The 21674-nt window shown below is 47.8% G+C and carries 21 protein-coding genes; 16 read left to right on the plus strand and 5 right to left on the minus strand.

Annotated elements, in window-relative coordinates; translation table 11 throughout:
- Nucleotides 1-6 precede the first annotated feature (6 nt).
- Nucleotides 7-1374 (minus strand): YheC/YheD family endospore coat-associated protein, encoded by a 1368-nt coding sequence (locus MHI38_RS25595; protein ID WP_154886743.1) that lies wholly within the window; start codon nucleotides 1372-1374, stop codon nucleotides 7-9.
- Between the two features lie 233 nt (nucleotides 1375-1607).
- On the opposite strand from MHI38_RS25595, the gene MHI38_RS25600 reads away from it, so the two are divergent.
- From MHI38_RS25600 to MHI38_RS25610, 3 genes are all read left to right on the plus strand, one after another.
- On the plus strand, nucleotides 1608-1955 hold the full coding sequence (locus tag MHI38_RS25600; RefSeq protein WP_090920200.1) for a YlbF family regulator: 348 nt from the start codon (nucleotides 1608-1610) through the stop codon (nucleotides 1953-1955).
- A gap of 108 nt (nucleotides 1956-2063) precedes the next feature.
- Nucleotides 2064-2348, plus strand: coding sequence for a hypothetical protein (locus MHI38_RS25605; protein ID WP_090920203.1), 285 nt, complete (start codon nucleotides 2064-2066; stop codon nucleotides 2346-2348).
- 208 nt (nucleotides 2349-2556) lie between these two features.
- Nucleotides 2557-3891, plus strand: a complete 1335-nt coding sequence (locus MHI38_RS25610; RefSeq protein ID WP_090920206.1) for a DRTGG domain-containing protein — start codon at nucleotides 2557-2559, stop codon at nucleotides 3889-3891.
- Nucleotides 3892-4177: 286 nt separating this feature from the next.
- On the opposite strand, the gene MHI38_RS25615 is transcribed toward MHI38_RS25610, so the two are convergent.
- From MHI38_RS25615 to MHI38_RS25625, 3 genes are all read right to left on the minus strand, one after another.
- Nucleotides 4178-4498: a YtpI family protein gene (locus tag MHI38_RS25615; RefSeq protein ID WP_341181839.1), complete on the minus strand. Its 321-nt coding sequence runs from the start codon at nucleotides 4496-4498 to the stop codon at nucleotides 4178-4180.
- 92 nt (nucleotides 4499-4590) lie between these two features.
- The gene (locus MHI38_RS25620) at nucleotides 4591-5079 is read right to left on the minus strand and encodes a hypothetical protein (RefSeq protein ID WP_090920211.1); all 489 of its coding nucleotides are present in this window, start codon (nucleotides 5077-5079) and stop codon (nucleotides 4591-4593) included.
- 20 nt (nucleotides 5080-5099) lie between these two features.
- On the minus strand, nucleotides 5100-5429 hold the full coding sequence (locus MHI38_RS25625) for a YtrH family sporulation protein (protein WP_090920214.1): 330 nt from the start codon (nucleotides 5427-5429) through the stop codon (nucleotides 5100-5102).
- A 290-nt stretch (nucleotides 5430-5719) separates the two neighbouring features.
- On the opposite strand from MHI38_RS25625, the gene MHI38_RS25630 reads away from it, so the two are divergent.
- The 10 genes from MHI38_RS25630 (at nucleotide 5720) to MHI38_RS25675 (ending at nucleotide 16286) form a co-directional block, all read left to right on the plus strand.
- Nucleotides 5720-9691, plus strand: a complete 3972-nt coding sequence (locus MHI38_RS25630) for a DNA polymerase III subunit alpha (protein WP_341181840.1) — start codon at nucleotides 5720-5722, stop codon at nucleotides 9689-9691.
- A complete protein-coding gene (locus tag MHI38_RS25635; protein ID WP_341181841.1) occupies nucleotides 9682-9900 on the plus strand; it encodes a hypothetical protein in 219 nt (72 codons plus the stop codon). Before MHI38_RS25630 ends, MHI38_RS25635 begins: the two co-directional genes overlap by 10 nt.
- On the plus strand, nucleotides 9875-10201 hold the full coding sequence (locus tag MHI38_RS25640; RefSeq protein WP_341181842.1) for a hypothetical protein: 327 nt from the start codon (nucleotides 9875-9877) through the stop codon (nucleotides 10199-10201). Before MHI38_RS25635 ends, MHI38_RS25640 begins: the two co-directional genes overlap by 26 nt.
- 205 nt (nucleotides 10202-10406) lie before the next feature.
- Complete coding sequence (locus tag MHI38_RS25645; protein WP_090920516.1) at nucleotides 10407-10898, plus strand: phosphatidylglycerophosphatase A family protein; 492 nt, start codon at nucleotides 10407-10409, stop codon at nucleotides 10896-10898.
- Between the two features lie 282 nt (nucleotides 10899-11180).
- The gene (locus MHI38_RS25650) at nucleotides 11181-11369 is read left to right on the plus strand and encodes a glutamate decarboxylase (RefSeq protein WP_090920220.1); all 189 of its coding nucleotides are present in this window, start codon (nucleotides 11181-11183) and stop codon (nucleotides 11367-11369) included.
- A gap of 339 nt (nucleotides 11370-11708) precedes the next feature.
- Nucleotides 11709-12602: an acetyl-CoA carboxylase, carboxyltransferase subunit beta gene (gene accD, locus MHI38_RS25655; RefSeq protein ID WP_123064194.1), complete on the plus strand. Its 894-nt coding sequence runs from the start codon at nucleotides 11709-11711 to the stop codon at nucleotides 12600-12602.
- Nucleotides 12603-13706, plus strand: coding sequence for an acetyl-CoA carboxylase carboxyltransferase subunit alpha (locus MHI38_RS25660; protein ID WP_253495799.1), 1104 nt, complete (start codon nucleotides 12603-12605; stop codon nucleotides 13704-13706).
- 107 nt (nucleotides 13707-13813) lie between these two features.
- Entirely contained in the window at nucleotides 13814-15241 is a 1428-nt protein-coding gene (pyk, locus tag MHI38_RS25665; RefSeq protein ID WP_090920229.1) for a pyruvate kinase, read from the plus strand.
- Between the two features lie 132 nt (nucleotides 15242-15373).
- Complete coding sequence (locus MHI38_RS25670) at nucleotides 15374-15880, plus strand: acyl-CoA thioesterase (protein ID WP_373323200.1); 507 nt, start codon at nucleotides 15374-15376, stop codon at nucleotides 15878-15880.
- A 1-nt stretch (nucleotide 15881) separates the two neighbouring features.
- Nucleotides 15882-16286: an FxsA family protein gene (locus tag MHI38_RS25675; protein WP_090920522.1), complete on the plus strand. Its 405-nt coding sequence runs from the start codon at nucleotides 15882-15884 to the stop codon at nucleotides 16284-16286.
- Nucleotides 16287-16409: 123 nt separating this feature from the next.
- Here MHI38_RS25675 and ytvI read toward each other — a convergent pair whose 3' ends face one another.
- Nucleotides 16410-17528 (minus strand): sporulation integral membrane protein YtvI, encoded by a 1119-nt coding sequence (gene ytvI, locus MHI38_RS25680; protein ID WP_090920232.1) that lies wholly within the window; start codon nucleotides 17526-17528, stop codon nucleotides 16410-16412.
- A gap of 495 nt (nucleotides 17529-18023) precedes the next feature.
- On the opposite strand from ytvI, the gene citZ reads away from it, so the two are divergent.
- The 3 genes from citZ to mdh all read left to right on the plus strand — a co-directional run bounded on the left by citZ (nucleotide 18024) and on the right by mdh (nucleotide 21546).
- Nucleotides 18024-19136, plus strand: coding sequence for a citrate synthase (gene citZ / locus MHI38_RS25685; protein ID WP_123064199.1), 1113 nt, complete (start codon nucleotides 18024-18026; stop codon nucleotides 19134-19136).
- 147 nt (nucleotides 19137-19283) lie between these two features.
- Entirely contained in the window at nucleotides 19284-20576 is a 1293-nt protein-coding gene (gene icd / locus MHI38_RS25690; RefSeq protein WP_090920240.1) for an NADP-dependent isocitrate dehydrogenase, read from the plus strand.
- A gap of 28 nt (nucleotides 20577-20604) precedes the next feature.
- Entirely contained in the window at nucleotides 20605-21546 is a 942-nt protein-coding gene (mdh, locus tag MHI38_RS25695) for a malate dehydrogenase (protein WP_090920243.1), read from the plus strand.
- The last annotated feature ends 128 nt before the right edge of the window (nucleotides 21547-21674 follow it).

Below are 21674 nucleotides of genomic sequence, written 5' to 3' on the forward strand. Positions count from 1 at the left end.
CAAACTTCAGAATCCGGCAAGATATGTGGAGTATTCAAGCATGGCTTTGACCGACGGGCGAATTTTGCTCTCGCTCAGCGGGGTATTATCGTTTTTGGATGGTTTCGAATTCACCTCAAGTAGCCATACGCGTCCACTTGTATCTAGCGCGAGATCGATACCTAGCTCACCAAAATGGGCGGGGATCGCACTCTCAATCCCTTTGGCGATATCGAGTGCTGCTGTATGCAGTCCGGCATAGGCCGAGGCTTTGGCAGAACTGGACAGCTGCGTTTTGGCTACGGCTTCTTTGACGGTACTGAGGCTTCCGCCTCTCGCCAGATTGGAGACGTAATGACTGCCCCCTGCAATACGGGCAACGATGGAAGTTACACTCCACTTTCCTGTCTTGTTTTTCTGTACGAGTGCGCGGAAATCAACAGGCCTGCCGCTGTTGTCAATCAAGGTCAGTCCCTGCTGAATCTGATAACGCGTTGTTTTCATTTTTCCGGACATACTGGCATAGAGTTTATCCAGAGAAGCATAAGATTGTTTGCGGGTACCTCCGACACTTGTCGCCAGAGTTAGATATCCTCCTTCTGGCTGACGGGAGACCCGGATAATGCCTTTGCCCAGTGAACCACGGACCGGCTTCAGAAAGATGACCGGATAACGTTGGCACATTGCTTTGAGAGTCGCTGATGTTTTGAGTAAATGGGACTCGGGCAGCACCCGTTTGAGTGTCGGAATCGACTTAAGTGCGTCAAACACCTCATTTTTGTCCAAGAACTTTTCGTTAAAGGTGTGTGTACCGTATAGCGATTTTACTTCTTTCATAAAATGCTGTACGCTAGGTTTGTTCTCGAGTTTGCGGGACGTCAGCCGGTTATTGACCACATCTGCCACAGGCAGAACGGTCTTTTTCCAGCCGTCATCATATACCCAGCCTTGCATGTGACCAGTTACTGCTCCGATGTCCTCCGGTGTGAAAAAGGATACATAGGCGCCCTGCTTTCGGCAGGCATGCACTAATTCCTGGCAGAACATCGTAATCGAGCCAAAGGGCCGATCAGGTTGATCGGGGTAATCCTGACTGACCATAACGCTGATGTAGGGTCCCAGGCGAAGCGTATGGCTGGAAGCACGGTAAGATACCCTCAGGACTGAACGGGGCACAAGGCCGGTTTTGCTGGCTACCGTCTGATTGAGTCTTAATCCGTCATACCGGGGAACCGGAATAACTGTAACTTCACGGCGGTACGAACCGAATTGCAGTTGAAGAGGTCTTCCCGAAGGAATCTTGAGTGCTTTGAGAACCCCTTCGCCCAGCATGATGACGTCGTCCTGCAGGATGCCCGAGCCGGTAACCTGTATCGTTACTTTTTTAGTGGACATCACGGATCTCCTTCCGGGCGGCAGCTTGATGTCTGATCTTGAAGTTGAACGGCATCTGAACATGGCATGTGCTTCATCATATGAGGACATATACCCCTTGGTGATTGACCCAGCCGGATTTAAATGTGTTTGATTTGGGGCGTTTTTGGGCGGCCTGATCCAGAACCTTTATTTGAGAGCATAGAATGCGTGTTCTTACACGGATGAACAACCAATTTAGAGGAGGAATTATAATGAATATTTATGACAAAGCCAATGATTTGGCAAAAGCACTAAGAGAAAGTAGCGAGGTTGAGGAGATTACCTCTGCGATGAAATTGATTGAAGCTGATCCAGAGGCCAAAGCGATGCTGGACAACTTCCGTAACCAACAGATGGAATTGCAACAACGCATGATGAGTGGAGATATGCCAGCACCGGATGAGATGGAAAAGATGGAGAAACTCTTTGAAGTATTGAGTCTGAACCTGAACATCCGCCGCCTGTTCGATGCAGAGCGTCGCCTTAGTGTAATTATCGAGGATGTAAACAAAATTATTGCAGATAGCCTTGCTCATCTGTACGGCGGAGCAGAAGCTTAAGCTATAAGCTCAATAAGACACACTTGTCTGTTTTTTTCTCTGATCCTCTCATATTCCCTCTGAACCGTTCATAGACTAGCTATATATGGAACGAAGGAGCTGTGAATAGTGAAGAGGTTGAAAAAAACAAAACATGTCATCTATCTGCTGATTGCATTGTCAATGCTGGTTATCGCGCTTCCGCGCATTTCCTTTGCTGGCGGAATGGACTGGGTTAATATTTTCGGTATCGTGTGGGTGCTGTTCTCGCTGTTAATTGTAGGCGCACACCTGCATTTCATTCTTGGCGTAGATGAGGAGAAGAAACGTGCGCTGGAGGCTGTACGCCGGGCGAAGTTACGGCAGTGGGAGATGAAACTGCTGGACAAGCAGGAGCGTAGCGAATCCGTATAAATGAGTTTTAGATAGACCGGAATCCTGAAGTGTGTGGGGTTTCGGTCTTATTTGTGTGTTCAAGCAAAGTATATAGGATCAGACCATGTAGGATAACATTGAGAAGTTTTTTTGTAGGTCAGGACTCTATGTCAGATGGGGTTATTTCCCTAAGGTCGTGTTATAATAGATACAGTATAGTACAGATGCAACCTCGGGGGTGGTACAGTTGGACGGACAAGAAGAAAACGTCACGAAGCATGAACAGCTTCTACAGCATATTGAACAATTGAAGGTGGGCAGCAAAATCTCGGTGCGCGGGCTTGCACGTGAACTGGGGGTAAGTGAGGGAACCGCTTATCGTGCTGTTAAAGAGGCGGAGAACTTCGGACTGGTCGTGACGAAAGAGAGAATCGGAACGGTGCGGATCGAAAAAAGACCTCGGGGCATGTCGGAGCAACTGACCTTTGCCGACGTGGTCACGATTGTGGAGGGACATGTGCTTGGCGGTAATGAAGGACTAGCCAAGCCATTGCACAAGTATGTGATTGGTGCGATGAAGGAGCAGGCGATGGCGCGGTACATCGATGCTGGCAGTCTGCTTATTGTCGGTAACAGGGAAGATGCTCATTCTTTGGCATTGGAACAAGGAGCTGGCGTATTGATTACGGGTGGCTTTGGTACAAGCAGGGATGTAAGAATTATGGCAGATGAACTGGGACTGCCGATTATCTCCTCCAGACATGATACCTTTACCGTGGCCTCTATGATTAACCGTGCGATCTTTGACAGGCTGATCAAGAAAAAAATCATGCTGGTGGAGGATATTATCGGCCAGAAACCCCGTCTGCAAGTGCTCAAGGTGACGAGTTCGGCCGCGGATTTCCATTCGCTGGTGTCGGAGACAGGGGAGCACCGCTTTCCGGTTGTAGATGAATGGAACCGGGTCATCGGTATTGTGAGTCTGAAGGATGTCAGTGAACTGCAACCGGATCAAAGCATTGAAAAGTGTGTCGTTCGCCGTCCGATTACAGCATCGTTACAGACCTCCCTTGCTTCTGCTGCGCAGATAATGACCTGGGAAGGCATTGATTTCCTACCCATCGTTGATCGTAACCGTAAGCTTATTGCTTCCGTTACACGTAAGGAAGTACTGCAAGCCATGCGTGATGCGCAGAAGCAACCCCAGCTTGGCGAGACCTTTGATCATCTGATCTGGAACGGATTCGCAGAAGAACGTGGGGAACAGAACGAACTCTTGTTCCACGGCTTCATTATTCCCCAGATGGCCACGGATTTGGGGACGATCTCGGAAGGTGTGTTACTGAATGTTATGACACAAGCTGCCCGAAGAGCAGCGTGGGACGTCACAGGTAATGACCATGTGGTTGATAACGTAACGACATATTTTGTCCGCCCGGTGCAGATTGAGGATCAGATTATGGTGCGCCCCATGATTCTGGAAACGAGCCGCAGGACATGCAAAATGGATATTGTCATTACCCGTGAGGGCAGTGTGGTGTGCAAGGCAGTCATGACGTTGCAGTCCATAGACCATGCTTAGAATAAATGCATAATACGTAATCGAAAGCGATTGTCTGGAAACATATCCAGGCACATAAAAAGAGAGCGATTGCCCGTCAGTGGAAGACGTGAACCATGGATTCTGCTATGCGGCATGTGCACTTTGATATGTACGGATCAGCATGTACGATCACAGCAATGCAGCAAAGTGCATACGGCTTACTCGATTCACCTCAAGATTGTTCGGGAGTGCTCTCTTTTTTTTGCTGATATGTTGTCCAAACCTGACTTGTAGCGAAACGCTTCGGCATGTGCAATGTTTAACTCTAAGCGGTTGTATTGCTGGAATGCTGTTTAAGTCTGGCGTAGTAACTGCGATTACGGAGACCGGCAAACACATTGTAAGCTCCCATGATCAGGAAAAGCGCTTCCACAATGACAGATAACGTAGAACCGGTAAAAACAAACATCAAGATCAGTGCGAGAATGATAAGCATGCAGCCCATCCAGATATTCGTCCAGGAGCGATACAAACCGGCAACATGTTGGTCAGTTGTCCGGCGTGAACGAATGCTGTTCATGGCAGAACAGATCATAGCGATGGCGAAGAGGGCGATCAGGATATACTTTAATACTTCGATCAACACGCAGAAGCAACTCCTTTTTTGAAAAACATAGACTGCCCTTATTGTAGCATGTGACCATGCAGACCAGGGCAGTTTTTTGCATTTTTCGGAGATTATGCTGGAACGTGAATGCGAATCTGTACCCAGACTTGTAAAACGCCCTCCATGACAAGCATCGTTTTGACCTGAACGGAATATTCTTTTTCCCTGACTTTATATATTTTCTGGTTAAGCATGATGCGTGTCATTTTGCTATATTCGTCGATGTTATACACATCTCTTCCACGCAAAACTTCAAGCTCATCCCCGAGTTTCTGTAACATTAGTTTTAGTGAGGCCTCGTCAGGGCCTTTATCGGATTCTTCGGCGCGAACTTTGATCTCTTTGATCACCGTTTGGCGCTTGCTGTATTTTTTCAGAGTTTTTATATCCTCCTCGTTCTGGTGTAGTTGAAGTTGCAGCTCCTGATTGTTTAGCCACAGTTTGTTGTAACTGAGATGAAACACGCCGTTATACACAACACATCCAGCGATCATTCCGAGTACAAATACGGCAGTCATACGCATCAACGGGCGGTAGCGGGAGAAGGGGGGAAGTCTCATACAGGGTCATCACGGGTCATCTAACCCCGACCTCCGCCGCACACCCATTTCACCAGTTCCGTTCCCATATGTGCCCCCATAAAGGCTGAGATCAGGTATAGGATTTGTTTCACTGCTGGTGACAGGTTGCCATCCAGAAAATTACTCTCAATGACTCGCATCGGATCGATCGTACCACCCACAGCGGCAGCGAGTGCCCAGATTTTTATTTTGCCAGAAATATCGAGCATGGTTTGTGTGGGAGGCTGAAGGGAAATGACAGCACCTATACCTCCAATCATCGCGCCGCCCAGCACGATCCCGAATGCAATAAAGAAATCAAGAATGGCTTTGGATAAAAAAGTGCTCACCCACAACACCCCTTTCAGACCAGCAGCATCCCGCCTGTTTTAGGTTTGTACAACAGGGGAGCAGCTTGTACTTCTATTGTATGGGCGAGCCCCCTGACGTTATGATAAAATAGAATAATAAACTCTTTTATTTAGATAGAGAATTCAATTTTAACGGTAACATTCATATAAGTGCATATTTACGCGGATTTCGACGATTCGGATTTTGCGCATTATAAAGTACACTACGGCGGCACACAGCATCAATGATGAGAGCTGCCACTGTAAGCGGGGAAAGGAAGTAAAAAGACATGAGTTCTTTTGTGCATTTGCATGTTCACAGTGAATATAGTTTGCTGGACGGCGCTGCGCGTATTCCGGATCTCGTGGATAAAGCCGCAGATCTGGGGATGACGACACTTGCGCTGACCGATCATGGCGTCATGTATGGGGCTATCCCATTTTATAAAGCCTGCGCCCAGCGGGGAATCAAACCGATTATCGGCTGTGAAGCATATATGACGGCAGGTTCTCGCAAAGAACGGGGAAGCCGGAAGGATCAACCGATCTATCATTTGATTTTGCTGGCGAAAAATATGACCGGTTATCGGAACCTGATGAAGCTGTGTTCCATTGGACATCTGGAGGGTTTCCACTATAAACCGCGTATCGACATGGAGAGTTTGGCGGCACATCATGAAGGAATTATTTGTCTCAGCGCTTGTCTCGGCGGCGAAGTTCCTCAGCATTTGTTGCATGGGCGTGAAGAAGAGGCGCGCCGTGCCGCGCTACGTTACAAAAACATCTTTGGCTCCGACTTTTATCTGGAACTACAGGATCACGGACTGGCTGAGCAAAAAAGAGTCAATCCGCAGCTGATCAAACTCGCTGCTGAATTGGAAATCCAGCTTGTGGCAACGAATGATGCTCATTATCTGTCCGAAGAGGATGCAGAACTGCAAGATGTCCTGATCTGTATCGGGACAGGTAAAACGGTAGAGGATGAGACTCGTTTGCGGATCGGAACGAACCAATTGTATTTGAAGAGCGGCAAGCAGATGGCTCGTCTGTTCCCTCATGTGCCGGAGGCCATCGCTAATACAGTCCGCATCGCCGATTCTTGCGAACTGGAGCTGGAATTTGGCAAATCCATTTTACCGGAATACCGTCCGCTCCCTGAAGGTTTGAGTCCGTCTGCATATCTTCGTCAGTTGTGTGAAGAGGGTTTGAATACCCGGTATGCAGACTCCAATCGGTGGAACGATATGGCGCTTCGTACAGAGCTGGAGCAACGGCTGGACTATGAGTTGCGGGTTATTGACAGCATGGGATTCTCGGATTATTTCCTGATCGTGTGGGATTTCATCGCTTATGCGCACAAGCAGGGAATTGTCACCGGACCGGGTCGGGGTTCATCGGCAGGAAGCCTGGTGGCTTATACACTTCGTATTACGGATGTCGATCCGATGAAATATAACCTGCTCTTCGAGCGTTTTCTCAATCCTGAGCGGATATCCATGCCCGATATCGATATCGATTTCAGTGATGAACGTCGTGACGAGGTCATTGATTATGTGGCACAGAAATACGGCAAAGCCCATGTTGCCCAGATTATTACGTTTGGAACCATGGCAGCCCGAGCTGCAGTCCGTGATGTTGGGCGGGCGCTGAACGTGCCATATGGCGAAGTGGACAAGGCTGCGAAACTGATTCCTGCACAGCTCGGCATTAACATTGAACGAGCAATGGAAGCTACGCCGGAGCTGAAGGCGTTGTATGAGACGAAACCCAAGACACGTGAGCTGCTCGATATGGCAATGAAGGTGGAAGGAATGCCTCGTCATGCTTCCACGCATGCTGCGGGTGTCGTCATCTCACGAGATCCGCTGACGGATGCCGTTCCATTGCAGGAAGGAAGCGAAGGAACAGCCCTGACACAGTATTCCATGGAAAATCTGGAATCGATAGGGCTGCTTAAGATGGATTTTCTCGGCTTACGAACCCTCTCCATTATAGAACGTTGTCTGCGCTGGATTGGGGAGCGTGCGGAAGTTCCTGATTTTACACGGATTGCTGACGACGACCCACTTACGTATGAGATGCTGGGACGCGGCGATACGATGGGTATATTTCAGCTGGAATCTGCCGGAGTACGTCGTGTTTTGAAGGAAATGAAGCCGAGTGTGTTCGAAGATATTATCTCCGTATTGGCGTTGTACCGTCCAGGTCCGATGGAGTTTATCTCCAAATACATTCAGGGTAAGCATGGTCAGATTGAAGTGGAATATCCACATGATGATCTGGAGTCGATTCTGAAAGATACGTACGGCATCATTGTCTATCAGGAGCAGATCATGCAGATTGCATCCCGTATGGCGGGCTTTTCCTTGGGAGAAGCGGATTTGCTTCGCCGAGCTGTTTCCAAGAAAAAACGGGAAGTGCTCGATCTGGAACGAGGCCACTTTGTTCAGGGCAGTCTGAAACAGGGATATAGCGAAGCAGAAGCAGACCTCGTTTACGATATGATTGTCAAATTTGCCAACTACGGTTTTCCACGTGCTCACGCAGCAGCGTATGGTGTGCTTGCATTCCAAACGGCTTACTTGAAGGCGCACTATCCCGTGCATTTCATGGCTTCTATGCTAACCGCTGTTATGGGGAGCCATCGTAAGGTTGCAGAGTATGTAGTGGAATGCCGTCACATGCAGATTAATGTGCTCCCGCCAGATGTAAATGAAAGTGGCATTTTGTTCACACCTGTGTTTGCTTCGTCTGCTGTGAAGGAGATGGATGAATCAAGGGAAACAGGTGGACAACCACCAAGACGTGAAGCTCCCGAAGCCCGCGAAGATGCTTCTTATGATAACTATGAGGAACATGGGGATTACGGAGAGGTGCCGTTACCGGATGATCCTGGGCCTATGCCGGACGATAACGAACACTTAACGGAAATGGAGAGAAGTGGATACAACGAAGGTTGGCAGGCTGTATCTGCTAAGTCAGATTCGAAAGAGTCGGGCCGTAAGTTAGACCCGGGTCTGGTGAGAATATCTGTATCGGACACTGTGCTTGGATCGGAACAGGTTCATGATCAGCAGGAAATGCGGGATCATGATAGGATGCAGGGTGCCGAGCATGCTCAGTCTGAGGATGTGACGCACAACCAGAATCCCGATCATGCGCATGGACGGATTCAGGAGAAGGCATCAGAATTAAGCAATAAGGATAGTGGAGTAGTAACGATATGGTCCTCAGGAGCCATTCGTTTCGGGCTGGCTGCAGTGAAAAATGTAGGTACACAAGCGATGGAAAGCATTATGGCAGTCAGACAGGAAAAACCGTTCGACAGTTTGCTCGATTTTTGTCGCCGTGTTGATCTGAGAGTGTGCAACAAACGTGTCATTGAATCACTGATTCAGGCCGGAGCATTTGACAGCCTGCCAGGACATCGTGCGCAACTGCTGGCAATGTTAGACGAGACTGTTGAAGCGGCTCTGAAATGGCGTAAAGAGCGTGAGGATCTGCAGATTCAGCTGTTTGACTTTGTGGAGACACCAAACTGGGAGATTGAATATCCGGAAATTCCGCCGTTCTCGGCAAGTCAGCAGCTGGAACTGGAACGTGAATTGCTTGGTCTGTATCTGTCCGGTCATCCACTGGATGACTACGAAGATGTGCTCGCATCGAGCGGGGCTGACCGGATCATGGAATTGACGGAAGCGGCTGACGATACGATGGCCGTCGCCGCAGGTATGGTGGTGTCCGTGAAGTCGATTACGACGAAACAGGGCAAGGCCATGGCGTTCATGGAGCTGGAAGACCAAGTCGAACGCTGCGAAGTGGTTCTCTTTCCCGAGGTATGGCGGCGAAGCCAGCAACATGTCGGGAAAGGTGAACTGCTCGTCGTGCGTGCCAAGGTGCAGCAGCAGGACGAGGGCTTTAAGCTGCTGGCCGAGGAGGTGTCGCCGCTGACACCGGCGGCACTGGAACAGCAGCTGCGCAGCCGCGACCGCCGCGGCAAGCCCGGCAGCGGCAGCGCTTCGCGCCCGGCGCAGGCGGCTTCGCCGCGCCGACCGGCGGGCGCGGGAGCCGCGCCGCGCCGCGCAGCGGCAGGCGGTGACGCTTCCCTGCGCGTGCAAGCGGAAGCCGCAACCCTGCCTCGGCGCGCAGCGAGGCAGGCACAGGCGCCGCAGCCAGCGCACGCGCGGGCAGTGCGACGCCTGCGGCTGGCGCGGCGGAGCAGGGCCGCGCGCCGCGTGGGGCCGAGCAACGGGTGTTCGTGAAGCTCACCCCGCAGGCCGAGAAGCCCGAGCTGCTGGCGCGCCTCAAAGAGCTGCTCCAGCAGCATCCTGGCCCGGTAGCGACCGTACTTTTCTACGAGCAGCAGCAGAAGCTGCTCGCCTTGAGCGACGCCTACCGGATCAAACCTTCACCGGCACTGTTCTCCGAAATGGAGAAAATGCTTGGTGAAGGGACAGTCAAAATCAAATAAAGCTGAAGCAGGTTTTCACCACCTTCAGCGGGGGATGTCCACCGTTTGCAAGATCAAGAACGGTGGGCATCCTTTTTTTATAAAAGTTCCGTCAATGATGTATCCCTTCGGCTCAGTGTTATCGTTCACCAGAAGTCCTTGCGCGAATGTACACATTGCCAGTGGTAATGATCACAAGAACGGTTATTCCGGTGAAAAACAGCAAAATACGCCGGGAAATTCTATTTTATGCGGAATTGTGTCTGTTCCGTTTACCATGATCTCCGTCTTGAATTACAAGGCTCTCTCTATGAATGAATGATGAGGAAAATACCCTCTTTGAAATTTTAGCCAATAAACGCCAGCTGTACTTGCACATGCTAGCCAACAGAAGATCGGTATGGCGTAATGTCAGCTTGAGCGTGTACATTCGCACAATTTATGAACATTTTGGAAGTTCACTGCATACACTTGAGAACACCGAAGAACTTGGAGGTTCTCGGGGGATTGATGCGGGAGGTCGAGATATGTCATATGAGATCGCGGAAGCTATGCTGGCCCGGCGAGGTGTACACATTGATGCTATCGCAGAGATTGTGTATCGTTTGCAGAAAGGGTACCACCCGGAATTGACCATGGACGACTGTGTAACCAGCGTAAAATCCGTGTTGCAAAAAAGAGAGGTACAGTACACACTGTACACCGGCATTGCGCTTGACGAACTGGCTGAAAAAAAGCTTCTACCCCAACCGCTGCAAGCGATAATGGAAGCGGATGAGTCACTCTATGGAGTGGACGAGACTCTGGCTTTAGGGATAACACATGTGTATGGCATGATTGGTTTAACCAGTTTTGGCTATCTGGACAAGGAAAAAATAGGTGTGATTCATGATTTGAATGAACAAAAATCGGCCGTTCACGTGTTCCTGGATGATCTGGTTGCAGGTCTTGCTGCAGCCGCCTCCGCGCGGATTGCACACAAGAATATTAAAGCCAAGAAATACCTTTCAGACCTGTAAGATCTATTAATACCAACAGAAACCTGTGGTTACCATCTCAATCTGTCCAATAGCATTAAGGGCGGCTATGGCTGCCCTGTAAGGTTTTTGCCTCTTAGTAAAAGTCAGCGAATTATATCACATGACTATGACCATTTGGCTTGCCAAGCAGGGGACAATGTCCCGAATCATCCGATTTTCTCCTGAAAGGTCTTCAACCCTTCCTTGCAGAAAAAAACGGAGGTATGGTATCATTAGTCCAATATACGGGCTCTGAACATTAGCTTAGGGGGCGGACATGGCATGTGGACGGTGATTTACATTGCGCCGACAGCAAAGGTTGCGGACAAGATCAAGACCAAGCTTTCGGAAGAAGGTTTTCTGGTACAGACCCGTCCCATCAGTTTATCCAAGCAACAATATGAGATTCGCGTCCCTTCTGGGGAATTGGAAGAGGTTCAGGAAGTGTTGAATTCCATTCTTCATTCTTGATTCTCGATATTGAAGTGCCTTGGCAGATAACAAAAAGTACCACTGGTACATAAGGGACTGACCGCGGAAGCGGAAAGAGGAATCGACTTGCATGAGTATAATGCTACTGTCCTTCCTTCTTTTTTTGTTAATCGGTTATAGCAGGTAACCTCAATTGTGCGGAGAGTAGCCGTTGAGGTTTGCCTTGTATCGGAGGAATTTTGTTCTGAATGCTAGTAAGGTATAAGTCTTAACATGAGTTATAAGCGTAAGCGGTTCACCGCAGCATGCAGATCAAGCTGATTGTTACAGCGGACTGTGGCCTGCGGCCATCAAATTATTGGCTGGAGAGGTGTAGTTGTGTTCAAAGATATATTCCAAAAGAAACGGAAGTACGCTACCATACCTTCCGAGCGTGCAATTCCAGGTGAACGTCAAGAAGCCGTCGAGCGCCCGAAACGTGAAATACCTGAAGGGCTTATGAACAAGTGCAGCAAATGCGGCACCATTCAATATAGCAAGGAACTGGAGAAAAACCTGAAAGTATGTCCTGCCTGCGGCTACCATATGCGTCTTAACGCTATGGAACGTATTGCAATGGTACTGGATGAAGAAGGTTTTGTTGAGCATGATGCAGATATGGTTTCGGTTGATCCACTCGGATTCCCGGGGTACAGCAGTAAGCTGGAGCAGCAACGTCTGAAATCGGGTTTGAAGGAAGCCGTTATAACAGGAGAAGGGACCATTGAAGGTCTTCCTGTTGTTGTTGCTGTAATGAGCTTTGATTTCTTCACAGGCAGTATGGGCTCTGTAGTCGGAGAGAAAATTACCCGTGCTGTTGAACATGCCATTGAGAAGAAGCTTCCTTTAATTATTTTCTCTACTTCAGGCGGTGCACGGATGCAGGAGAGTATTCTGAGTCTGATGCAGATGGCTAAAACAAGTGCGGCTTTAGCTCGTTTGGACGAGCAAGGCGGGCTCTATATTTCGGTGATCACCGATCCGACAACCGGTGGGGTATCGGCTAGTTTCGCGAGCCTTGGCGATATTATTATCGCTGAACCTGGCGCTGTATTTGGTTTTGCAGGCAGAATAGTAATTGAGCAAACGATCCGTCAGAAGCTGCCGGATGATTTCCAGACCGCAGAATTCAACCTCCAGCATGGTCAACTGGACATGGTTGTTCACCGGAAAGAACTTCGGGCAACCCTTGGCAAGCTTCTCGATATGCACAGTGAAAAGGGAGGGGTCTAAATGGCGGGTAGTTTGCCATATGAAGCGCCTCTGATTGAGATGCGCAAAAAAATTGAAGAACTCGTTCAGTTTGGGCAGGAAAAAGGGATTGATTTTACCGAAGAAATAGCCCGTCTCGAAGAACGTTATCATAGACTTGAAGAAGAGATTTACACCAGCATAACACCGGCTCAGAAGATGCATTTGGCTCGTCACCAGCAGCGTCCAACAGCACTGGATCTGATTCAGCTCATTTTTACTGATTTTACCGAACTGCATGGTGACCGTATGTTTGGTGACGACCTTGCGGTTGTTGGTGGACTCGCCAAGCTGAATGGACAAACCGTAACGGTACTTGGCCAACAGCGTGGAAAGGATACGAAGGACAACATCGCCCGCTTTTTTGGAAGTGCTCACCCGGAAGGTTTCCGTAAAGGACTTCGCTTGATGAAGCAGGCTGACAAATTTGGTCGCCCGATTATTACGTTTGTTGATACTAAAGGAGCGTATCCGGGTAATACTGCAGAAGAGAGAGGTCAATCGGAAGCGATTGCCCGTAATTTGCTGGAGATGGCTAAACTCTCGGTTCCTGTTATTGTTGTTGTCATCGGCGAAGGTGGAAGCGGCGGTGCTCTAGCTATGGCTGTAGGTAACCGTGTGCTCATGCTCGAGCATGCCATCTATTCTGCAATTTCTCCTAATGGTGCGGCATCGATTCTATGGAAGGATGCATCCAAAGCAGATCAGGCCGCTGAAGCGATGAAAATTACGGCGAAAGACCTGCTCGAGATGGAAGTGATCGAAGAGATTATCACTGAACCGCGCGGCGGAGCTCACCAGGACTATGATACAGCTGCAACAGCGATCTCCGAAGCTCTAGTTCGTCATCTGGATGAGATGAAAGGATGGAGTGCGGAGCAATTAAAGCAGGATCGCTATGAAAAATTCCGCAAAATCGGCTCAGTGACTTTTGAAGCACCAGCCTCTGCGGTAGAACCTACTAAAGAAAGAGAGCCTGCGGGTGAAGTTGAAGCAAATTCCGAGGCAGAATCTGTCCAAGTGGAAGCATCGGAACAGCCGTTAGAAGCAGAACCTGTGAAAAATTTGTCGGGAAATGCAGAATGATGTGACGAATTTCCTATACAAATGATCGAAAGTATAGTAAATTTAATAGTTGGAAAAAGAAAAATAGAGATATAAAGTTAGACCTTTAAAATCGGAGGAAACCCAAAATGCGCAAAACGAAAATTGTATGTACGATTGGCCCATCCAGTGAATCCCTGGAGAATACCAAGAAACTGATTATGGCTGGCATGAACGTAGCCCGTCTGAACTTCTCCCACGGTGATTTCGATGAGCACGGCGGACGGATCGTAGCGATTCGCCAAGCATGTGAAGAGCTGAACAAAACTGTAGCAATCCTGCTGGACACCAAAGGACCGGAAATTCGTACAGGTAAACTTGAAGTTGAGCCAATTGAATTGGTTCAGGACGAGTACATCACTTTGACGACAGAAGAAATTCTGGGAACCAAAGATCGTCTTTCCATTACGTATGCAGATCTTCCTAAGGATGTTGAAGCTGGATCTACAATTCTGATCGACGACGGTCTGATCGGACTGACTGTGGTGGAAGTACAAGGCACCGAGATCAAATGCCGTATCGTTAACGGCGGTACAATCAAAAGCAAAAAAGGTGTTAACGTTCCAGGCGTCGCGATTTCCCTGCCGGGTATCACTGAAAAAGATGCTAACGATATCGTGTTTGGTATCGAACAAGGTATCGATTTCATCGCAGCTTCTTTCGTTCGTAAAGCAAGCGACGTGCTTGAAATTCGTGAATTGCTTGAGAAACATAATGCAGGTCACATTCAAATTATCTCCAAAATCGAAAACCAACAAGGTGTAGACAACCTGGACGAAATCCTTGAAGTGTCTGACGGCCTGATGGTTGCTCGTGGAGACCTAGGTGTGGAAATCCCTGCTGAAGAAGTACCACTGGTACAAAAACGCATGATCGAAAAATGTAATGTTGCGGGTAAACCGGTTATTACAGCTACACAAATGCTGGATTCGATGCAACGTAACCCGCGTCCGACTCGTGCGGAAGCAAGTGACGTAGCCAACGCAATCTTTGACGGTACAGATGCAATCATGTTGTCTGGTGAGACAGCTGCCGGTAAATATCCGGTAGAGTCCGTGCTGACAATGTCCCGTATTGCAGAAAAAGCAGAATCTGCTCTGCCTTACCAAGAGTTGTATCTGAAACAACGTGTTGCACAACAAACAACGGTTACTGAAGCGATCAGTCAATCCGTTGCTCTGTCCGCTCAAGATTTGAACGCAAAAGCGATCATCACTTCGACAGAATCCGGACATACCGCACGTATGATCTCTAAATATCGTCCAGAAGCTCCAATCATCGCTGTAACGACAGAAGACAGAACTTCCCGTCGTTTGGCACTGGCATGGGGTGTAACTCCTGTTAAAGGTAGATTGGTTGATTCTACGGATGCTTTGTTCGAAAATGCAATTGAAGGTGGCGTAAAATCAGGACTGGTTAAAGAAGGAGACCTGGTTGTCATTACAGCAGGTGTACCTCTGGGCCGCTCCGGTTCTACTAACCTGATCAAAGTTAGCCAAATTCCAAACAACGCTTAATTGTAGCGTATGATTCGGTAAGTAACATGAAAGAAGCAATGGGCCCTTATGTCCCGTTGCTTTTTTTCCATCTTCATGACACGATTCTGTGATTTGAAGCGTATGAATGGTAGAGCCAAGGAGGCTGAGAACGTGCGAAAAGAAAGTAATGGTAACTGGTATACAGCTCGTCTTCGTGTACGTTATCAGGAGAGCGACCAGATGGGGGTTGTCTATCATGCGAACTACCTGAACTGGTTCGAGATCGGCCGTACCGAGATGATTCGCCAAATGGGGTATACATATCGTAAAATGGAAGAACAGGCACTGTTGCTTCCTGTAACCGGTCTGGATGTGAAGTATCATAAACCGGCGCGGTACGATGACGAGATCATCATTTTCACTCGAATCACTGCTTTTAGCGGCTTGCGCCTGAATTACGAGTACGACATAAGACGTATGTCTGAGGAAGATGATGCTTCACTCGCTGTCGGTGAGCGGGTGTGGGCACATGATGAATCACTCCCAGGTGAACGATTGGTGACGGGATCTACCCAGCATGTGTGGGTGAATACAGACTGGAAGCCGGTTAGACTGGATAAGGTCGCTTCAGAGCTATACAGCGCGCTTGAAAAGGTGTGGTTCTCAGGAAAGGAGTAACATATCAATGCGAAAATGGATGTGGGCTTTACTTTTATTAATTCCGGTAATTGAGCTGTTTGGTTTCATTCTGATGAGTGATTGGATCGGGGCCGGAAAAACATTGCTTCTTATGATTCTCACGTCCTTGATTGGTATAGCCATGTTGCAGTTTGAAGGGCGTAAGGTATTGATGGACGCCAAACAGGAGATGGAACGCGGCAAGGTGCCTGGGCGGAAAATGGTCGATGGTCTTTTCGTTTTTGTCGGCGGATTCTTGCTGCTGATCCCTGGTTTTGTGACCGATCTCATCGGTTTTACGTTAGTATTTCCGTTAACACGTCCAGTATATCGGTTATTCTTCCTGGGCTGGTTGGAGAAAAAGATGAGAAACGGCAGCATTACATTTTATCGCCGTCCGAAATAGGAGAGCATCTATCTCGTTTAAACCAAAAGTCTCCGTTCTGCAGGCACCTTCTGCTTGGAACGGAGACTTTTTTTGCATTAGTTTAACTGGAAAAGGATTGTGATTAATGCTCTTCAATCAGACTCATCGGACTCTGCCATTAATGATATAGGTCCTGAGGTCACGAAGTACATTGGCACGGTTAAAGGCATCGAGAATCACAAGACTCACCGGACCGATAATGAGGCCTAGCACACCAAATAGCTTCAAGCCAACAAACATGCCTACTAACGTTGCGAGTGGGTCTAGCCCCACACTACTGGCAAGAACTTTCGGTTCAATGATCTGCCGGGCAATAAGCAAGATAAGATAGATCACACTAATACCGATGCCAAGATAGATATCCCCGTTCATGAACAAATACGCCGCCCAAGGTACCATGACCAGACCGACACCAAGATAGGGGAGCAGGTCGACCAGACCAATCAGCAGAGCGATCGTGAACGCTGACTTGACTTGAAGGATAAGCAACCCAATCATGACGAACAGCGCTGTAATCGAGATCATGATCAGCTGTGCGCGTACATAACCAAAGAGGGCTTTTTTGAGATCATTCCAGATATCAGAGATCGGTTTGCGAACTGCAGACGGAACCCAACCAGAGACGGTAATGCTATGACGCGTCCAGCCTTTGCTAATGAAGAAGGTAGATAGCAACACCACAATGAGAACTGCACCCATATTAGGTAGCGAGGTCAGCAGGTTTAAAATCAGGTTGAAAAACCCAGTAACAAGGTCACTTACCGCTGTTCCGACGGTCTCTGTTGTTTTGCTGATGTTACTGTTAATGGTTTCTTGATAATTCGGGTTTTCTTTGTAAAAATCGTTAATCTGCGCTATCAAACTTTGGATCGTATCGTTCTGCGTCCAGCGTACAAACGTTTCTTTGATTTCGTCCACATGCAGATCGAAACTGGTGGTTAGTGAAATGACTTCTTTAACCATACGAGTAACAGCCGCAGATAAAATTACAGCGATTGCCCCAAAATACAATAGAAGTGATAAGGTAACCGCGAGCCAGCGTGGAAAACGGAGCCTGTTCTGGAGCAACTTTACGAGCGGATTCATCGCGTAGGCAATAATCCAGGCAATAACAAAAGGATATAACAGCGGGAACAACAGATATACGGCTACGGCGATCAGAAAGGTAGCTACAATAACCCACAGACCGCGAAGCAGACGTTTGAGAATGATTCGATCCAAGGTTCAACTCCCCTTTATTCAGTCAAGAGCTTATCTTATTAATATAGAGCAATCGTCAGCTTTTGAAACGCCAAAAAGAACAGTCTGCAACCGTGTGCCGGAATCCTGCTTAGCACATCGTCTGCCTAAAGTATGCCTGAGGTTTACAAATTATAGCAATAGATTTTGTGACTATATTTTGGTTTGATTTCTCTAATGACATAAATTGTTCAGTACACATTAAATCCCAACCCTGCTTGTGTAAAGGTTTTCAAAAATGCTTTATCACTCCGATAAATATGTTTGATGTGCGAATGAACTCTCATCATGTTCACATAAACGACAAAATCCAGTATGATGATATAAGTAAATACCGATTGACAGATAAGAAAACCGAATTTTGACAACTTAGGTCATTTTTAAAATGAAACGGTTTACAAAAGAGGTTAGGTGCACTTTGGCACTGATATGACTTAGAATGATTTCTGATTTCGCTTATTAAAGGAGAGATGTAATATGACAGCTACCAAAGGTCTGGAAGGCATCGTTGCAACAACCTCTTCGATCAGCTCTATTGTAGACGGTGTGCTTACATACCGTGGATACGATATCGATGATTTGGCTGAACATGCAAGTTTTGAAGAAGTTGCTTATCTACTCTGGTTTGGCAAGTTGCCAACAGCAGATGAACTGAAGTCACTTCGTAAAAGTCTGAGCGATTACGCGCCGATTCCAAGCGAATTGATCGCCCAAATCAAGTTGTATCCAAAACACATCAGCACGATGGCAGCTCTACGCTCTGCAGTCTCCGCGCTTGCGCTCTATGATGAGCAAGCCGACGAGATGACAGAAGCTGCGAACGAAAACAAAGCAGTGAAGTTGCAAGCGCAATTGCCAACCATTGTAGCGGCAATCTCACGTATTCGTAAAGGGCAAGAGCCTGTGGCTCCAAAAGAAGGCGCTTCCATCGCTGAGAACTTTTTATACATGATGACGGGAGAAGAGCCGTCCGAAACCGCGGTAAAAGCACTTGATCAGGCACTTGTTCTGCATGCAGATCACGAGCTGAATGCTTCAACATTTGCTGCCCGCGTTACGGTAGCGACCCTGTCTGATATTTACTCAGGCGTAACTTCTGCGATCGGTGCACTCAAAGGGCCTTTGCATGGTGGTGCAAACGAAGCTGTTATGAAAATGCTGGACGAGATCGGTACACCGGATCGTCTGGAAGCAGCTATTCAGGAAAAACTGAATAACCGCGAGAAGATCATGGGCTTTGGACACCGCGTATACAAAAATGGTGACCCACGTGCAAAGCATTTGCAGAAGATGTCCAAAGAACTGGGTGAGATGAACAACGATACCCGTTTGTATGAGATGTCCGTGAAGATTGAAGAAATCGTGACAGGCCAAAAAGGTTTGAAGCCAAATGTCGATTTCTATTCCGCTTCCGTATACACTCAACTGAAGATTGATCAGGAATTGTTCACACCGATCTTTGCGATCAGCCGCGTGTCCGGTTGGACAGCGCATATTCTGGAGCAACTTGCAGATAACCGTATTATCCGTCCGCGTGCCGAGTACACGGGCCCAACAGATCAGAAATACGTTTCCATCGATCTTCGCTAAACTTTAGCAAAAACAGTATAATCATATAGATGAGGCGAGGGGCTTGTGAATATGAGGCTATACTGCCGAGTAGAGACAGCCCTTCCTTCCTGCAAAAATGTGGTATGCTTCATACTGTGAAACCAAAACTTAGGAGGAATTGTAATTATGAAATTGGAAAAATTTGCACTCCCAACTGAAGGCGAAAAAATTCAAATTGACAACGGTACGCTTCAAGTACCTAATAATCCAATCATTCCATTCATCGAAGGTGACGGTACAGGCCGTGACATCTGGAAAGCTTCTGTACGTGTTCTGGATGCAGCAGTAGAAAAAGCATATAACGGTACTAAAAAAATTGCTTGGTATGAAGTGTTTGCTGGTGAGAAAGCATTCAATACATACGGAGAGTGGTTGCCGAACGATACGCTCGAAGCGATTCGTGAGTACATCGTAGCCATCAAAGGACCTCTGACTACGCCAATCGGCGGTGGTATCCGTTCCCTGAATGTGGCACTTCGTCAAGAGCTTGACCTGTACACTTGCCTGCGTCCTGTACGTTATTTCAATGGTGTACCTTCCCCGGTTAAACGTCCTGAGCTGGTTGACATGGTTATTTTCCGTGAAAACACAGAGGACATCTATGCAGGTATCGAGTACGCTGAAGGTTCTGCAGAAGTGAAAAAAATGATCCAGTTCTTGCAACAGGAGATGGGTGTTAACAAAATTCGTTTCCCAGAAACTTCCGGTATCGGTATCAAACCTGTATCTGAGGAAGGTTCGAAACGTTTGGTTCGTGCAGCGGTACAATATGCTGTTGACCATAACCGCAAAACCGTTACTTTGGTACACAAAGGTAATATCATGAAATTCACTGAAGGTGCCTTCAAAAACTGGGGTTACGAAGTGGCTGAAGCAGAATTTGGCGACAAAGTATTCACTTGGGCACAATACGATGTGATCAAAGAAAAAGACGGTACAGATGCAGCTAATGCAGCGCAAAAAGCAGCAGAAGATGCTGGCAAAATCATCGTTAAAGATGCTATTGCTGATATCGCTTTGCAACAAGTATTGACTCGTCCGGGTGAATTCGACGTGATCGCTACATTGAACCTGAACGGTGACTATCTGTCCGATGCTCTGGCAGCGCAAGTTGGCGGAATTGGTATCGCACCTGGTGCGAACATCAACTATGTAACTGGACATGCTATCTTCGAAGCAACACACGGTACTGCACCTAAATACGCAGATAAAGATGTCGTGAACCCTGGTTCCGTAATCCTCTCCGGCGTAATGTTGCTTGAGCACCTGGGCTGGCAAGAAGCGGCTAACCTGATCTACAAAGGCATGGAAACATCCATCAACAATAAAACGGTAACGTATGACTTTGCACGTCTGATGGACGGCGCAACAGAAGTGAAATGTTCCGAATTCGCTGATCAAATCATTAGCAACCTGTAACAAAAACCTGTAAGGGGAGATGTGAATCGTGACTATTCAGCGCAAAAAAATCACAGTCGTTGGTGCCGGTTTTACCGGTGCTACAACTGCACTGATGCTTGCCCAGAAGGAACTCGGGGATGTTGTTCTGGTTGATATTCCTCAACTGGAGAATCCGACCAAGGGTAAAGCGCTCGATCTGCTGGAGGCTAGCCCTGTGCAAGGGTTCGACAGTCATATCGTGGGAACTTCCAACTACGAGGATACAGCTGGTTCAGACATTGTGATCATTACAGCCGGAATTGCCCGCAAACCGGGCATGAGCCGTGACGATCTGGTGAATACGAATGCAGGTATCGTGAAGTCCGTGTGTGAAAATGTGAAAACATATTGCCCTGAGTCCATTGTCATTATTCTGAGCAACCCGGTAGATGCAATGACGTATGCAGCGTATCAGACACTCGGTTTTCCGAAAAACCGCGTGATCGGACAGTCGGGTGTTCTCGACACTGCCCGATACTGTACGTTCATTGCGCAGGAGTTAAATGTATCCGTAGAGGATGTACGTGGCTTTGTGCTTGGTGGTCATGGTGACGATATGGTACCGCTCGTTCGTTATTCGAGTGTAGGCGGTATTCCAATCGATACCCTGATTCCAGCAGATCGCATTGATGCGATTGTGCAACGTACCCGTGTAGGCGGCGGTGAGATTGTTAACCTGCTGGGTAATGGCAGTGCATACTATGCTCCGGCAGCTTCACTGGTCCAGATGACGGAGGCCATTTTGAAGGACAAAAAACGCATTATTCCGGTTATTGCTTATCTTGAAGGTGAGTATGGATATCAGGATCTCTTCCTCGGTGTGCCAACCGTTCTGGGAGGCAACGGAATTGAGAAGATTTTCGAACTGGAGTTGACAGCCGAAGAAAAAGCAGCGCTTGATACGTCTGCAGATTCGGTGCGTAACGTCATTTCAATCGTTAATATTTAAGTTTTGAAGACTTTTTGAACATGAAAAGTGAGAAAACCTCCGTAAATACGGAGGTTTTCTTTTCTTTGGATAAGTTCCCCAGTATAATAAAATGTGATATACAGCACAGCGAATATGTTGAGGAGGAT

It is taken from the genome of Paenibacillus sp. FSL K6-1558, assembly GCF_038002565.1.
Classification (GTDB): Bacteria; Bacillota; Bacilli; order Paenibacillales; family Paenibacillaceae; genus Paenibacillus; species Paenibacillus polysaccharolyticus.

What these genes read in the sequence shown, in the direction of transcription:
- MHI38_RS25595 (WP_154886743.1), bottom strand. Translation starts at nt 1,374, where the DNA reads ATGTCCACTAAAAAAGTAACGATACAGGTTACCGGCTCGGGCATCCTG.
- MHI38_RS25600 (WP_090920200.1), top strand. Translation starts at nt 1,608, where the DNA reads ATGAATATTTATGACAAAGCCAATGATTTGGCAAAAGCACTAAGAGAA.
- MHI38_RS25620 (WP_090920211.1), bottom strand. Translation starts at nt 5,079, where the DNA reads ATGAGACTTCCCCCCTTCTCCCGCTACCGCCCGTTGATGCGTATGACT.
- MHI38_RS25630 (WP_341181840.1), top strand. Translation starts at nt 5,720, where the DNA reads ATGAGTTCTTTTGTGCATTTGCATGTTCACAGTGAATATAGTTTGCTG.
- MHI38_RS25645 (WP_090920516.1), top strand. Translation starts at nt 10,407, where the DNA reads ATGTCATATGAGATCGCGGAAGCTATGCTGGCCCGGCGAGGTGTACAC.
- MHI38_RS25650 (WP_090920220.1), top strand. Translation starts at nt 11,181, where the DNA reads ATGTGGACGGTGATTTACATTGCGCCGACAGCAAAGGTTGCGGACAAG.
- MHI38_RS25660 (WP_253495799.1), top strand. Translation starts at nt 12,603, where the DNA reads ATGGCGGGTAGTTTGCCATATGAAGCGCCTCTGATTGAGATGCGCAAA.
- pyk (WP_090920229.1), top strand. Translation starts at nt 13,814, where the DNA reads ATGCGCAAAACGAAAATTGTATGTACGATTGGCCCATCCAGTGAATCC.
- citZ (WP_123064199.1), top strand. Translation starts at nt 18,024, where the DNA reads ATGACAGCTACCAAAGGTCTGGAAGGCATCGTTGCAACAACCTCTTCG.
- icd (WP_090920240.1), top strand. Translation starts at nt 19,284, where the DNA reads ATGAAATTGGAAAAATTTGCACTCCCAACTGAAGGCGAAAAAATTCAA.